Source organism: Streptomyces griseoviridis (assembly GCF_005222485.1).
Taxonomy (GTDB): Bacteria; Actinomycetota; Actinomycetes; order Streptomycetales; family Streptomycetaceae; genus Streptomyces; species Streptomyces hintoniae.
Map to the genome: position 1 here is coordinate 3,001,869 of NZ_CP029078.1, position 13,878 is coordinate 3,015,746.

The following is a 13,878-nucleotide window of genomic DNA, read 5'->3' on the forward strand; positions in this document are numbered from 1 at the left end:
GACGCGGTGCTTGCTACTTCCCCTTGGGCCCGGACGTGCCCCGGCCGCCCTTGTGGGTGCCGTTCTCCGTGCCGTGCGTGCTGTCGTACTTCTCGTACGCGTCGACGATACGGCCGACCAGCTTGTGCCGTACGACATCCTGCGACGACAGCCGCGAGAAGTGGACGTCGTCGAGCCCCTCCAGGATGTCCTGCACCTGCCGCAGACCGGACTTGGTGCCGCTGGGCAGGTCGACCTGCGTCACGTCACCGGTGATCACGATCTTCGACTCGAACCCGAGCCGGGTGAGGAACATCTTCATCTGCTCGGGGCTGGTGTTCTGGGCCTCGTCGAGGATGATGAACGCGTCGTTCAGGGTCCGGCCCCTCATGTACGCCAGCGGCGCCACCTCGATGGTGCCGGCCGCCATCAGGCGGGGGATGGAGTCCGGGTCGAGCATGTCGTGCAGGGCGTCGTACAGCGGGCGCAGGTACGGGTCGATCTTCTCGTAGAGGGTGCCGGGCAGGAAGCCGAGCCGCTCGCCCGCCTCGACCGCGGGGCGGGTCAGGATGATCCGGTTGACCTGCTTGGACTGGAGGGCCTGGACGGCCTTGGCCATGGCCAGGTAGGTCTTGCCGGTGCCCGCGGGGCCGATGCCGAAGACGATGGTGTGCTTGTCGATCGCGTCGACGTACCGCTTCTGGTTGAGCGTCTTGGGGCGGATGGTGCGCCCGCGCGAGGACAGGATGTTCTGCGTGAGCACCTCGGCCGGGGTCTCCTGGCCGTCACCCTCGCCGTTCCCGCTGGCTCTCAGCATGGCGATCGAGCGTTCCACGGCGTCCTCCGTCATCGGCTGCCCCGTGCGGAGCACCAGCATCATCTCGTCGAACAGGCGCTGGACGAGGGCGACTTCACCGGCGTCACCGACCGCGCTGATCTCGTTGCCCCGGACGTGGATGTCGGCCGCCGGGAAGGCCGTCTCGATGACGCGCAGCAGGGAGTCGCCTGAACCCAGCACGGTCACCATCGGGTGCTGGGCGGGAACGGTGAACCGTGCGCGTGCCTGACCCCGTGCGGGGGTGTGAGCTGTGGGTGTCTGAGTCATGGGCCGGCGCTGTAGGCCTTGCTCGTCCTCCTCGATACGGCACGCTCGCCACAAGGGCGGCCTGGTGTTCCCAGGGTACGCCGGGGCGCCGACAACGCCGTAGGGCTTTTCGCACCGACCGGTCCGCGGACGTCCCAGGTGGGGCGCCGGGATTGCCGGGGCCGACCCCGCATGCTTCCCCCCTCCCCGTGGGGAGAATCCCGCCGGTGCTGCCACGTCTGTTCGGTCGCACCCCTGTGCGCTTGTTCGATGTCCGTCCCGAGGAAAGCAGGTAGGCCGTGCTTCTGCGTCTGCCCACGTCCATGTCCGAGGCACAGCGCTGCCTGGCCGAGGGAGCGATACCCGTCGGCGGTGCCACGCTGGTGTGGGCCGCCTGGCTACGGGACGGGTTCCCCGCGCAGGCGCTGTCCCTGCGCGAGGTGCCGGAGGCGAACGTGCTGGGCGCGCGGGAGCTGGGCGCGGCGGTCCTGCTGTCCCAGGTGGACGACCGGGTCCCCGAGGTGCTGCGCGGGGCGGCGTCCGGCATCGGCACCGGGGCGGTGCGGCGCGCGGCGACGGTCGGCGGCAACATCGTCGGCAGCACCCTGCGCTGTCTGCTGCCCCCGGCCGTCGTGCTGGGCGCGCGGGCCCGGGTGCTGGGCGCGGACGGCCCCTACGAGACCGATCTCGCCGAGCTGCTGGCCAAGCAGCCGCTGCTGCTGAGCCTGCGCTGGCGCACCCCGGTGGCCAGCGGTTACCGGAAGCTGGCGGAGGTGCCCGGCGGTCCGCCGCCGTTCGTGATCGCCACCGCCGTGCACGCCGACTCGGGCGCCGCGCCCGAGCTGCGGATCGCGGTCAGGGACGGCTACGAGGTGCTCAGCGAGCGCGTCCCGTGCGGGGACGGCGCCGGGCCGGTGCTCGACGCGCTGTCCCGCACGCCGATCGGCGCCCAGGACGAGAGCCGCCTGGAGGCGGTGCGGGAGCAGGTGACGGCGGTGCTGGAGCGGGCCGGGGGGTAGGGCGGGGCGGGGGGACGAGGGCGGGGGGAACGAGGGCGGGGGTGGCGGGGACGAGGGCGGGCCAGGGTCCCGCCGTCGTCCCGCTGCCGCCCGGTCCGTCGTCCCCGCTGCCGTCCCCGCTGCGTCGTCCCTTCCGCCTTCCGCCGCCCCCTCCTCCCCCTCCCCCGCGCCCGCGCCCGCCCTTCAGAGCCCGGGGTCCAGGGCCCCCGGGCCCTAGGCCGACCGTCCGAAGCCGATCGTCGGGACCGCTCGGCGCAGGGGCCAGGGGCGGGCCGCCTCGTGCGGGAGGAGGGACTCGAGGAAGGCGTAGCGGCGCAACGGGGCCGGGTCCTGGCCCGTGACCGACTGGACGCGGCGCCACCAGGCGGCGATCTCGGACCAGCCGGGGGCCGAGAGGGAGCCGCCGAACTCCTGGACCGAGAGGGCCGCGGTGAGGCCGGCGAAGGCGAGCCGGTCGGCGAGCGGCCAGTCGGCGAGGGTGCCGGTGACGAAGCCGGCCACGAAGACGTCGCCCGCGCCGGTCGGGTCGAGGGCCTCGACGGCGATGGCGGGGACCTCGGCGGACTCGCCGGTGCGCCGGTCGACGGCGTAGGCGCCCTCCGCGCCGAGGGTGACCACGGCGAGCGGCACATGGGCGGTGAGGGCGTGCGCGGCGGCCCGCGGGCAGGAGGCGCCGGTGTAGCGCATCGCCTCCTCCGCGTTGGGCAGGAAGGCCTCGCAGTGGGCGAGGTCGGTGAGGCCCGCGAGGTCCCAGGCGCCGGTGTCGTCCCAGCCGACGTCGGCGAAGACCCGGGTGCCGCGGCGGGCGGCCTCGGCGATCCAGGGGGCGCTGCGGCCCGGGGTGAGGGAGGCGACGGCGGCGCGGGCGTGCGAGGGGTGGTCGGGGACGCCCGCCGGGACGGCGCCGGGCGCCGGGGGCGGTTCGTGGCCGTGGGAGACCATGGTGCGCTCGCCCTCGTAGGCCATGGACACGGTGACCGGGGAGTGCCAGCCGCCGATGGTGCGGGAGGACGAGAGGTCGATGTGCTCGCCCTGTTCCAGCGCGTCCCAGCAGTACTCGCCGTAGTGGTCGTCGCCGAAGGCGGCGGCCAGTGAGGTGCGCAGGCCGAGGCGGGCGAGGGCGGTGGCCATGTTGGCGACGCCGCCGGGGCTCGACCCCATCCCGCGGGCCCAGGACTCCGTCCCGCGCACGGGGGCGGTGTCGAGGCCGGTGAAGATGATGTCGAGGAAGACGGTGCCGGTGAGGTAGACGTCCCAGGGCGGGTCGTCGGGCGTGCGCAGCGGGGCGAGCGGGTCGACGTGGGTCCGACGGGCCTGCCCCGCCTCGGCGGCGAACGGTCCCTCTCCGATGGGGGTGATCACGGTGCGCTCCCTGGCATGGTGCGGATCAGGCCAGTGTGCACCACCCCACCGACAACGCCCCTCGGTCCCGGCCGCGCACCGGCGCGTGCCCGGTGGCCCGCGCCGGTGGTGCCGGTGTCACCAGCGGGGGACGGCGGGGGTGGTCCAGCCCGGGTCGACGACGCGCAGGGCGGCGGCGTCGTCGCGCTCGCGCAGGGTGCCGTCGTCATCGAGCCAGCGCCGGTGCAGGAAGTGCAGCCGGTCGCGGTCGAGTTCGACGCCGAGGCCGGGCGCGTCCGGCACGGTGAGGCGGCCGTCGGTGAAGGTGAGGCGTTCGGTCAGCACGTCCTCGGACTGCCAGGGGTAGTGGGAGTCGCAGGCGTGGTGGAGGCCGGGGACGGTCGCGGCGACGTGGGTCATCGCGGCGAGGCTGATCCCGAGGTGGGTGTTGGAGTGCATGGAGACGCCGACGCCGAAGGTGCGGCAGACGGCGGCGAGTTGCTGGGTGTTGCGCAGTCCGCCCCAGTAGTGGTGGTCGGAGAGCACGACCTGCACGGCGCCGCGGGTGAAGGCTTCCTGGATCTCGGCGAACGTCGTCACGCACATGTTGGTGGCGAGCGGCACGCCGGTGGCGGCGGCGACCTCGGCCATGGCGGGGGTGCCGAGCGCGGGGTCCTCCAGGTACTCCAGGAGGTCGCCGATCTCCTCGGCGACCGTGAGGGAGGTCGCCACGGACCAGGCGCCGTTGGGGTCGAGGCGCAGCGGGTGGCCGGGGAAGGCGGCGGCGAGGGCGCGGACGGCGGCGATCTCCTGGTCGGGCGGGAAGACGCCGCCCTTGAGCTTGAAGGAGGTGAAGCCGTGGCGTTCCTTGAAGCGGCGGGCCTGTTCGACGATGCCGGCCGGGTCGAGGGCGGCGCCCCAGTCGTCCCGCTCGGCGGGGACGCCCGCCGGGTGCTCGGCCCACTTGTAGAACAGGTAGGCGCTGTATTCGACGGTGTCGCGGACCTTGCCGCCGAGCAGGGTGTGGACGGGCAGTCCGAGGGTCTTGCCGAGGGCGTCGAGGCAGGCGACCTCGAAGCCCGAGACGACGGAGAGGCGGAGTTTGTCGGCGGTCTGGACGCCGCGCAGTCCGCCGACGTCGACCTGGCCCGAGACCCGGGAGGCGTCGACGGAGACCTCGTCGGCGAGGGTGAACAGGCCGTTCAAATCGCTGACTTGGCGGCCCTTGAGTTTCTCGGCGAAGGGGCGGGCGAGTTCGAGGTACTTGGTGTCGCCGTAGGTCTCGCCGACGCCGGTGACGCCGTCGGCGGTGACGACCTCGATGATCAGGCGGGGGGTGTAGGGCTGGTGGACGCCCTGGGTGTTGAGCAGCGGCGGGTCGGCGACGAGGATCGGGGTCAGCCGTACGTCGGTGAGGGTGAGGTTCACTGGTCGGCTCCTACGAGGTCGAGTCCGGTGGCGAGCAGTGCGGCGAGGTCGGCGAGGTCGGCGGCGCAGGGGTCGGTGAGCGGGGCGCGGACGGGGCCCACCGGGCGGCCGCGCAGCCGGGCGGCGGCCTTCACGAGGGAGACGGCGTATCCGGGCACCCGGTCGCGGAGTTCGACGAGCGGGACGTAGAAGTCGCGCAGCAGGGTGTCGACGGTGGTGTGGTCGTCGGCGCGCAGGGCGGTGAAGAAGGCGTTCGCGATCTCCGGGGCGAAGGCGTGCACGGCGGAGGAGTAGGCGGGGACACCGACGGTGGCGTAGGCGCGGGCCTGGATCTCGGCGGTGGCGGCACCGTTGAAGAAGAGGAAGTCGGCAGGGGCGGCGAGGGTGAGGCGCTGGAGGCGGTCGAGGTCGCTGTGGCCGTCCTTGAGGCCGATGACGCCGGGCAGGGCGGCGACGTGCCGCAGGGTGGCCGCGGTGAAGGCGACCTGGCCGCGCTGGTAGGCGATGAGCGGCAGGCGGGTGCGGGCGGTGAGCTGCCGGAGCTGGCCGAGGAGTCCGTCCTGCGGGGCGGCGACGAGGTAGTGCGGCAGGACGAGGAGGGCGTCGGCGCCCGCGTCCTCGGCGATGCGGGCGAACCGGGCGGCCTGGGCCCAGCCGTAGCCGACGCCCGCCACCACCGGGAGGCGGCCCGCGGCCTCCTCGACGGCGAGGGTGACGACGGTGCGGTACTCGTCCTCGTCGAGCGAGAAGAACTCGCCGGTGCCGCAGGCGGGGAAGACGGCGCCCGGGGCGGTGGCGATCTGGGCGGCGAGGTGGCTGCGGCAGCCGTCCGGGTCGAGGGTGCCGTCCTCGTGGAAGCTCGTGAGCGGGAAGGACAGCACGCCCCGTGCCATGCCGTCGCGCAGCCGTCGGACCGTGTCGGCGCCCGTGCCCGTGTCGCTGCCCGTGTCGAGGCTCACCCTCGTCATCTCCCTATGTAGACGTCATCCATGTATGAGGATGGAGGTTAGATACACGGACAGCGGACGTCAATGGGGCGTCCGGCGCCGCTTACGATCGGGGCATGTCGGAGGCTGGGAGTGCGCCGGGTGGCGTCCGCGAGGTGAAGTCGGCGGCGCGGACCGTCGAGCTGCTGGAACTGCTCGCCGCGCGCGGCGACCGTCCGGCCAGGCTCCAGGAGCTGGCGGACGAGCTGGAGGTGCCGCGCAGCTCGATGTACGCCCTGTTGCAGACCCTCATCGGACGCGGCTGGGTGCGCACGGACGTCACCGGCTCGCTGTACGGCATCGGCATCCACGCCCTGCTCACCGGCACCAGCTACCTGGACTCCGACCCGCGGGTGCGGGCCGTGCGCCCTTACCTCGACGAGGCGTCCCAGGCGCTCGGCGAGACCGTCCACCTGGGCCGGCTCGACGGCCGTGACGTGGCCTATCTCGCCACCCGCGAGTCGCACGAGTACCTGCGGACCATCAGCAGGGTCGGCCGCAGGCTGCCCGCGCACGTGGGGGCGCTGGGCAAGGCGCTGCTGGCGGAGCGCGGGGACGAGGAGCTGCCCGAGGGGCCCTACGAGGCGCGCACGCCCCGCACCCTGACGACCCGGCGGGCGCTGGCCGCCGACCTCGCCGAGGTGCGGGCCCGCGGGTACTCGGTCGACCGCGAGGAGGGCGTCACCGGGATCGTCGGCTTCGGGTTCGCGCTGCGCTACGACGTGCCCGCGCTCGACGCGATCAGCTGCTCGGTGCCGGTGGCCCGGCTGACGCCCGATCACGAGGCGTCGATCGTCGCGGTGATGCGGGAGATCAGGGCCAAGGCGGAGGCGACGGCACCGGCCGGGGGCGGCGGCGCGGTCCACTGGCGGTAGGACCGGCAACGCGGTCCACTGGCGACAGGACCGGCGGCGCGGTCCACCGGCGACAGGGCCGGCGGGCGATGAGATCGCCGGACGCGGCTCCGCGAGCGCCGACCGGAAGGGCCCCGGAGCCCTGAGCCCCGAGCGCCGCCGTGACCGACCACCCGAAGGGCCTCCGAGCACCGCCGCGAGCTTCGAGCGCCCCGCCCCTCCGGCCCCGCCCGGTACCCCGTCCCGCACGCTCTCGCGTCACCCGCGCGACCCGTCCGCGTCGAGAAAAATTCTCTCGTTTACCCGGGGTACCCCACCCCAAACCCAACTGTGACCCAGATCACAGCCCCCGCGCTTCTTCCGCAACCGCGTGCTTGATACAAATTGCCCGCGCGTTCCTGTCCATCGACGGCCTGCGCCCAACCCCCTTCATGAGCCGCTTCTTTCGCATGCCCTGGGAACGCCCGTGTTCGCCCCCCGCACCATCCCCTGGCCCCTCGTCGCCCTTTTCACGGCCGGGTACCTCGCCCCCTATCTGCTGCCGACCACCGTCGGCCGCCTCGACTCGGGGCTGCCGCTGACCGCCACCCAGGCGGGCTCCGTCGGCAGCGCCCTGCTGCTGAGTTCCGCGTCCGCCGGATTCCTCCTCGCCGCCAGGGTCGAGCGGATCGGCGCCAGGAGACTGGCCCGCGCCGGACTCACCCTGGCCGCCGTCGGCTACGCCACCGCCGCCCTCTCCGGCGCCGTCCCCCTCGTGGTGGCCGGCGCGATGGCCGGCGGCTTCGGGTCGGGGACCGTCACCGCCGTCGCCGTCACCGGAGTCGCCGCGCACCCCGACCCGCACCGGGTCTCCACGGCGGGACTGCTGTCCGTCTCGGGGCTCGCGGGCGCCGTCTATCTGACGGTCCCGCACCTGGGACCCGGGCACGGCCAGCCGCTGGCCGCCATCGCGCTCACCGCGCTCGCCGTGTGGCCGTTCACCGGACGGCTGCCCGACCGCGCGGCCACCCCGCACCCGGCCACCGAGGGCGGCAGGCTGCCGCACCTGAGGTACGGTCTCGCGCTCGTCCTCGCCATGCCCTGCTGGTCCCTCATACAGAACGCCCTGTGGGGCGTCAGCGGGCGGATCGGCCTCGTCCAGGCGCACCTCACGGAGGCCGTCGTCGGCGTGGTGTTCGCCGTCGCGCTCGGCGCCGGGCTGCTCGGGGTGCTCGGCGCGGGCGCGGTCGGGCCGCGGCTCGGCAAGGCCCTGCCGGTCGGCGGCGGGTCCGTGCTCATCGCCGTGTTCCTGGTGCTGAGCGCGTCCGCCACCGACCTGGTGTCGTTCGCCGTCGGCGAGATCGCCTGGAACCTGGTCTACCCGGTCGTCCTGTCGTACCTCATCGGCCTCGCCGCCTCCCTCGACCCGCGCGGGCGGTGGGCGGTCCTCATAGGCTCCGCCTCCTCGCTGGGCACGGCGGCCGGGCCGCTGAGCGGCAGCGTGCTGTCGGCGCAGGCCGGGTTCCCGGTGATGGGGATGGTCCTCGCCGCCGTCCTGCTGGTGGTCACCGTGCCGATCACCGCCGTCGCGCTCGGCATGAGCCGGCGGGCGCTGCCGGTCGTGGAGATCCCGGTCGAGACGTCCGCCGCGGTCGCGCCGCTCGCCCGGGACACCACCACGGCGGCCTAGAAGACGTAGGCGTCCACCTCGGCCAGGTAGCGGGCCCTGCGCTCCTCGTCGTCGTCGAGGAAGGCGGCGAGGAAGGAGTTGCGGGCCAACTCCCGCAGGCGGTCGTCGGTGAGGCCGAGGACCGCGCGGACCGCGTCGAAGGTGTCGCCCGCGTAGCCGCCGAAGTAGGCCGGGTCGTCGGAGTTGAGCGTGCACATCAGGCCCGCCTCCAGCATCGCCGGGAGCGGATGGTCGGCGAGGGTGTCGACGGTCCGCAGCCGGACGTTGGAGAGCGGGCACAGCGTCAGCGGGATCCGCTCCCGCACGAGCCGCGCCACCAGCGCCGGGTCCTCCATACTGCGCAGCCCGTGGTCGACGCGCTCCACCCCGAGGACGTCGAGCGCCTCGGTCACGTACGCGGGCGGGCCCTCCTCCCCGGCGTGCGCCACCCGGCGCAGCCCGAGGGCGGCCGCCGCCTCGTACACCGCGCGGAACTTCGCCGGCGGATGCCCGACCTCGGCCGAGTCGAGGCCGACCCCGGTGATCCGGTCCAGGTGGGGCCGCGCGGCCGTCAGCGTCTCCATCGCCGACTCGGCCGACTCGTCCCGCAGGAAGCAGAGGATGAGCCGCGTCGACACCCCGTGGCTGCGCTCGCTGCGCCCCAGCGCCCGCCACAGCCCCTCGACGACGGTGTCCATCGGCACGCCCCTGGCCAGATGGGCCTGCGGATCGAAGAAGATCTCCGCGTGCCGTACGCCCTGGGCGGCGGCGCGGGCCAGATAGGCGTCGGCGAGGTCCTCGAAGTCCTGTTCGGTGCGCAACACGGCCATCAGCGCGTAGTACAGGTCGAGGAACGACTGGAGGTCGTCGAACGCGTACGCCTCGCGGAGCGCCCCGGTGTCGGCGTACGGGAGGGTGACGCCGTTGCGGGCGGCCAGTTCGAAGGCCAGCTCCGGCTCCAGGGTGCCTTCGATGTGCAGGTGCAGTTCAGCTTTGGGGAGGGGCATCAAAGCATCGTACGGGTGATTTAGCTGCGTTTCGGAACCGGGACGCGCAGCAGGTCGCGTGCCACCGTCAGCTCGCCCTGGAAGCCTGCCGCGCGGGCCTGCCGTTCGAACTCCGCGGGGTCGTGGTAGCGCTGGCTGAAGTGGGTGAGCACCAGGTGGCGCACGCCCGCGCCGACCGCCACGGCGGCCGCCTGCCCGGCGGTGAGATGGCCGTGCTCGACGGCGAGGTCCGTGTCCTCGTCGAGGAACGTCGACTCGATGACGAGCAGGTCGCAGCCCTCGGCGAGGGCGTGCACGCCGTCGCAGAGCCGGGTGTCCATGACGAACGCGAACCGCTGGCCCGCGCGCACCTCGCTGACGTCCGCGAGGGAGACCCCGTCGAGGGTGCCCTCGCGCTGGAGGCGGCCGACGTCGGGGCCCGCGATGCCGTGCGCGGCGAGCCGTTCGGGCAGCATCCGGCGGCCGTCCGGCTCGACCAGCCGGTAGCCGTAGGACTCGACGGGGTGCGAGAGCCGGTGCGCCTGGAGGGTGTACCCGGGGGTCGTGGCCAGGTCGCCGTCGCGGTCCACCGGGACCTCGGTGAGGCCGACCGTCTCGCGGTAGGCGGTGGCGTACCTGAGCCGGTCGAAGAAGCGCTTGCCCGAGCGCGGGTAGTGCGCGGTGATCTCGTGCGGGACCCGGTCGAGGTTGATCCGCTGGATGACACCGGCCAGGCCGAGCGAGTGGTCGCCGTGGAAGTGGGTGACGCAGATCCGGTTCAGGTCGTGCGCGGCGACCCCGGCCCGCAGCATCTGCCGCTGGGTGCCCTCGCCCGGGTCGAAGAGGATGCCCTCGCCGTCCCAGCGCAGCAGATAGCCGTTGTGGTTGCGGTGCCGGGTCGGGACCTGGCTCGCGGTGCCGAGGACGACGAGTTCACGTACGGACACGAGCGGCTATCCGGGCGGCCACTGCAGACCGCGCCCGCCGAGGACGTGCGCGTGCGCGTGGAAGACGGTCTGCCCGGCGCCCGCGCCGGTGTTGAAGACGGTGCGGTAGCTCTCCAGCTTCTCCTCCTCGGCGACCGCCCGGGTCTCGCGCAGCACGTCGGCGGCCAGCTCGGGGGCGCCCTCGGCGAGCGACGCGGCGTCCGGGTAGTGCGCCTTGGGGATCACCAGGACGTGGACCGGCGCCTTCGGGTTGATGTCGCGGAAGGCGACCGTGGTCGCGGTCTGCCGCACGATCGTCGCCGGGATCTGTCCCGCGACGATCTTGCAGAACAGGCAGTCGTCCTGCGCTTCCCCTGCCATGGCCCTACTCCTCACGCCTCGTCCTTCGGTACCCGTGCATGCTATCTACGGCAGCTCGGGCGGTGTCTTCGCCGGGTTGTCCGCCAGGGCCTCGAGGGCGAGAGCGATCGCCGCGTCGAGCTGGGTGTCGCGGCCCGCCGCGTGGTCCTGCGGGCGCTGCACCACCTCGACGTCCGGGTCGACCCCGTGGTTCTCCACGCCCCAGCCGTAACCCTCCAGCCAGAACGCGTACTTGGGCTGGGTGACCAGGGTGCCGTCGACCAGCCGGTAGCGGCTGTCGATGCCGACCACGCCGCCCCAGGTGCGGGTGCCGACGACCGGCCCGATCCCGAGGGCCTTGATCGCCGCGTTGACGATGTCGCCGTCGGAGCCGGAGAACTCGTCGGCGACGGCGACCACCGGGCCGCGCGGCGCGTCCTCGGGGTAGCTGGAGGCGCGCAGGCCGCGCGGCAGGTCCCAGCCGACGATCCGGCGGGCCAGCTTCTCCACCACGAGCTGCGAGGTGTGGCCGCCGCGGTTCTCCCTGACGTCGACGACCAGGCCCTCCCTGGCCACCTCGATCCGCAGGTCGCGGTGGAGCTGCGCCCAGCCGGAGCCGATCATGTCCGGCACGTGCAGGTAGCCGAGGCGCCCGCCGGACCGTTCGTGGACGTAGGCCCGCCGGTCGGCGACCCAGGCGTGGTAGCGCAGCGGCTCCTCGTCGGCGATCGGGACGACGACGGCGTGCCGGGCGTCGCCGCCGCCGGCCGGCAGCACGGTCAGCTCGACCGGCTTGCCGGCGGTGCCGGTCAGCAGCGGCCCCGGTCCGGTGACCGGGTCGACGGGCAGGCCGCCGACGGCGACGACCGCGTCCCCCGGGCGTACCGCGACGCCGGGCGCGGCGAGCGGGGAGCGGGCGTCGGGGTCGGAGGTCTCGGCGGGCAGCACCCGGTCCACCCGCCAGCTGCCGTCCTCGTGCCGGGACAGGTCGGCGCCGAGCAGGCCCTGCCGGTCGCCGCCGTGGCCGCCGCGCGGGGTGACGTAGGCGTGCGAGGTGCCGAGTTCGCCCTGCACCTCCCAGAGCAGGTCGACCAGGTCGTCGTGGGTGGCGACCCGTTCGAGGACGGGCCGGTAGCGGTCCAGGACGCCGTCCCAGTCGACGCCGCCGAGGTCGGCCCGCCAGAAGTTGTCCCGCATCAGGCGGCCGGCCTCGTCGTACATCTGCCGCCACTCGGCGGCCGGGTCGACGGTCTGCCTGATCCGGCCGAGGTCGACGGTGATGTTGCTGTCGCTGTCGTCGTCGCCCGAGGCCCGCCGGTCGCTGGGGACGACCTTGAGCTTGCCGTCGGTCCACAGCAGGACGCGCTTGCCGTCGCCGCTGACGGCGAAGTGGTCGGCGTCCGAGGCGAGGTGCTCGATGCGCTGCTGGGCCAGGTCGTAGCGCTCCAGGGCGCTCTTGGGGTCCGGGTCGTCCGGGGTGGCCCTGGAGGCGCCGAGGACCCCGCGCACCGGGTGGCGCAGCCACAGCACGCCGTCCTTCGCGGCCCGCAGGGTGGAGTAGCGGGCGGCCTCGACGGGGAACGGCACGATCCGGTCGGCGAGCCCGTCGAGGTCGACGCGGGTGGCGGGGGTGCCCTCGCTGTCCGGGGTCTCGTCCTTGTCCGGCGCGTCGAAGGACCGGCCGTGCCGCTGCGGCCCGAACGGGGACGGGGTGGTCGCCGCGAGGGTGATCAGGTGCGGGCGGGCGCCGGCCACGAACGCGAGGTCGAAGACGTGGTCGTCGTAGACGGGGTCGAAGGCGCGCGCGGACAGGAACGCGAGGTGCTTGCCGTCCAGGGTGAACGCGGGTGACCAGTCACGGAACCGGAGCGGGGTCGCCTCGGTGACGGTGAGGTCGGTGGTGTTGGCCAGCCGGAGCTGGCGCAGCGGGCGCGGGCCGGGGTGGGACCAGGCGAGCCAGGTCGAGTCGGGTGAGAAGACGAGCCCGGAGACGTCGCCGTCGTCGCTGCGGTCGACCTCGCGGACCTCGCCGCTGTCCCGTTCGACCAGCAGCACCCGGCCGTCGTGGGTGGCGACGGCGACCCGGCCGCCGTCGGGGGCGACCGCGAGGGCGAGGACCCGGCCGAGCGCTCCCGCGGCGAGCCTGCGCGGGCTGGTGCCCGGGGCGGTGCCGGTGGCGGGCGCGAACTCCAGGGCGTCGTCGCCCTCGGCGTCCGTCACCCAGACCACCCACTCCTCGCCGTCGGCGCGGAAGACCCGGGGCAGCCGGGCCCGGACGCCGGGCCGGGCGGCGAGCGCGCGGGCGGGGCCCGCGCGGTGCGTGATCCAGTGGACGGCGCCGCGGACGGCGACCGCGCTGCCGCGCGCGGTGTGGTCGGGGTCGGCGGCGCCGAACCAGTGGGAGGCGTTCAGCGGGTACGGCTGGAGGTCGGTGCGGGAGCCGCCGAGCCGGATGTCGAGGGGGCGCGGCGCGCTGCCGTCGAGGTCGTCGAGGAGGTACAGCAGCCCGGCCGAGCTGTACACCAACCGGCTGCCGTCACCGGCGAGATGGCGGGCGTAGAAGCCGTCGACGGGGGTGTGCCTGCGCAGGTCGGAGCCGTCGGCGAGGGAGGAGTAGACGGCGCCGACGCCCTCGTGGTCGGAGAGGAACGCGATCCGCTCCCCCACCCACACCGGGCTCTCCAGGTTGCCGTCCAACTCCTGGTGCAGGCGGGTGAATTCGCCGTCGCCCTCGCGGTCGATCCACAACTTGCCCGCGGTGCCGCCCCGGTACCGCTTCCACCAGGCGGCCTCCCGGCCCATCGGCGCGGAGAGCAGCACGGTGGCGGGGCCGAACGCGACGTCGCCGACCGGGCCGTGGGGCAGGGTGGTGGCGGGGCCGCCGTCCAGCGGGACCGCCCGCGCCCAGCTGCGGCGCGACGACGGCTGCCCGTGGGTGGTGATCGCGAGGACGTGTCCCTCGGGGGTCCAGCCGCGCACCTGGGTGCGGCGGCTGCCCCAGTACGTCAGGCGGGTGGCGGGTCCGCCGTCGACCGGCGCGACATGCACCTCGGGTGCGCCGTCGCGGGTGGAGGTCCAGGCGAGGGTGGTGCCGTCGGGCGAGATGCGCGGCTGGCCGACGGGGACGTTGTCGGAGCTGGCCCGCCAGGCGCGGCCACCGTCGAGGGGCGCGAGCCAGACGTCGTCCTCGGCGGTGAACGCCACCAGGTCGCCGTGCGGGTGCGGGAACCGGAGATACGCGGGGGCTGCGGACTGGGTCACCCGATC

At 74.2% G+C, this 13,878-nt stretch carries 11 protein-coding genes; 3 read left to right on the forward strand and 8 right to left on the reverse strand.

Going from position 1 to position 13,878, the window contains the following annotated elements; translation table 11 throughout:
- Positions 1-13: 13 nt before the first annotated feature.
- Positions 14-1,084, reverse strand: coding sequence for a PhoH family protein (locus DDJ31_RS12440; protein ID WP_127180201.1), 1,071 nt, complete (start codon positions 1,082-1,084; stop codon positions 14-16).
- Between the two features lie 278 nt (positions 1,085-1,362).
- Here DDJ31_RS12440 and DDJ31_RS12445 point away from each other — a divergent pair, with 278 nt between their 5' ends.
- Positions 1,363-2,082 carry an FAD binding domain-containing protein gene (locus DDJ31_RS12445; protein ID WP_127180200.1) on the forward strand — a complete coding sequence of 240 codons (720 nt, stop codon included), beginning with the start codon at positions 1,363-1,365 and terminating at the stop codon, positions 2,080-2,082.
- A gap of 213 nt (positions 2,083-2,295) precedes the next feature.
- On the opposite strand, the gene DDJ31_RS12450 is transcribed toward DDJ31_RS12445, so the two are convergent.
- The 3 genes from DDJ31_RS12450 to DDJ31_RS12460 form a co-directional block, all read right to left on the reverse strand.
- Positions 2,296-3,441 (reverse strand): carbohydrate kinase family protein, encoded by a 1,146-nt coding sequence (locus DDJ31_RS12450; protein WP_240678437.1) that lies wholly within the window; start codon positions 3,439-3,441, stop codon positions 2,296-2,298.
- Positions 3,442-3,561: 120 nt separating this feature from the next.
- Positions 3,562-4,851, reverse strand: coding sequence for a glucarate dehydratase family protein (locus DDJ31_RS12455; protein ID WP_127180198.1), 1,290 nt, complete (start codon positions 4,849-4,851; stop codon positions 3,562-3,564).
- A complete protein-coding gene (locus tag DDJ31_RS12460) occupies positions 4,848-5,819 on the reverse strand; it encodes a 5-dehydro-4-deoxyglucarate dehydratase (RefSeq protein WP_127180197.1) in 972 nt (323 codons plus the stop codon). The genes DDJ31_RS12455 and DDJ31_RS12460 overlap by 4 nt, the downstream gene beginning before the upstream one ends.
- A 95-nt stretch (positions 5,820-5,914) precedes the next feature.
- Between DDJ31_RS12460 and DDJ31_RS12465 the strand changes: the two genes are divergently transcribed.
- Both DDJ31_RS12465 and DDJ31_RS12470 read left to right on the forward strand, forming a co-directional pair.
- Complete coding sequence (locus DDJ31_RS12465; protein WP_127180196.1) at positions 5,915-6,712, forward strand: IclR family transcriptional regulator; 798 nt, start codon at positions 5,915-5,917, stop codon at positions 6,710-6,712.
- Positions 6,713-7,157: 445 nt separating this feature from the next.
- Positions 7,158-8,360, forward strand: a complete 1,203-nt coding sequence (locus DDJ31_RS12470) for an MFS transporter (RefSeq protein WP_127180195.1) — start codon at positions 7,158-7,160, stop codon at positions 8,358-8,360.
- Here the strand turns inward: DDJ31_RS12470 and DDJ31_RS12475 are convergent.
- The 4 genes from DDJ31_RS12475 to DDJ31_RS12490 are packed head-to-tail and all read right to left on the reverse strand — an operon-like array spanning position 8,357 to position 13,872.
- On the reverse strand, positions 8,357-9,346 hold the full coding sequence (locus DDJ31_RS12475; RefSeq protein WP_127180194.1) for an adenosine deaminase: 990 nt from the start codon (positions 9,344-9,346) through the stop codon (positions 8,357-8,359). The genes DDJ31_RS12470 and DDJ31_RS12475 overlap by 4 nt on opposite strands.
- Before the next feature lie 20 nt (positions 9,347-9,366).
- A complete protein-coding gene (locus DDJ31_RS12480; RefSeq protein WP_127180193.1) occupies positions 9,367-10,272 on the reverse strand; it encodes a ribonuclease Z in 906 nt (301 codons plus the stop codon).
- 6 nt (positions 10,273-10,278) lie between these two features.
- Positions 10,279-10,632 (reverse strand): histidine triad nucleotide-binding protein, encoded by a 354-nt coding sequence (locus DDJ31_RS12485; protein ID WP_127180192.1) that lies wholly within the window; start codon positions 10,630-10,632, stop codon positions 10,279-10,281.
- A gap of 45 nt (positions 10,633-10,677) precedes the next feature.
- A complete protein-coding gene (locus tag DDJ31_RS12490; RefSeq protein WP_127180191.1) occupies positions 10,678-13,872 on the reverse strand; it encodes a S41 family peptidase in 3,195 nt (1,064 codons plus the stop codon).
- Positions 13,873-13,878 lie beyond the last annotated feature (6 nt).

Excerpts from the sequence above, each read along its gene's own strand:
- DDJ31_RS12440 (WP_127180201.1), bottom strand. The coding sequence starts at position 1,084 with ATGACTCAGACACCCACAGCTCACACCCCCGCACGGGGTCAGGCACGC.
- DDJ31_RS12460 (WP_127180197.1), bottom strand. The coding sequence starts at position 5,819 with ATGACGAGGGTGAGCCTCGACACGGGCAGCGACACGGGCACGGGCGCC.
- DDJ31_RS12465 (WP_127180196.1), top strand. The coding sequence starts at position 5,915 with ATGTCGGAGGCTGGGAGTGCGCCGGGTGGCGTCCGCGAGGTGAAGTCG.
- DDJ31_RS12475 (WP_127180194.1), bottom strand. The coding sequence starts at position 9,346 with ATGCCCCTCCCCAAAGCTGAACTGCACCTGCACATCGAAGGCACCCTG.
- DDJ31_RS12485 (WP_127180192.1), bottom strand. The coding sequence starts at position 10,632 with ATGGCAGGGGAAGCGCAGGACGACTGCCTGTTCTGCAAGATCGTCGCG.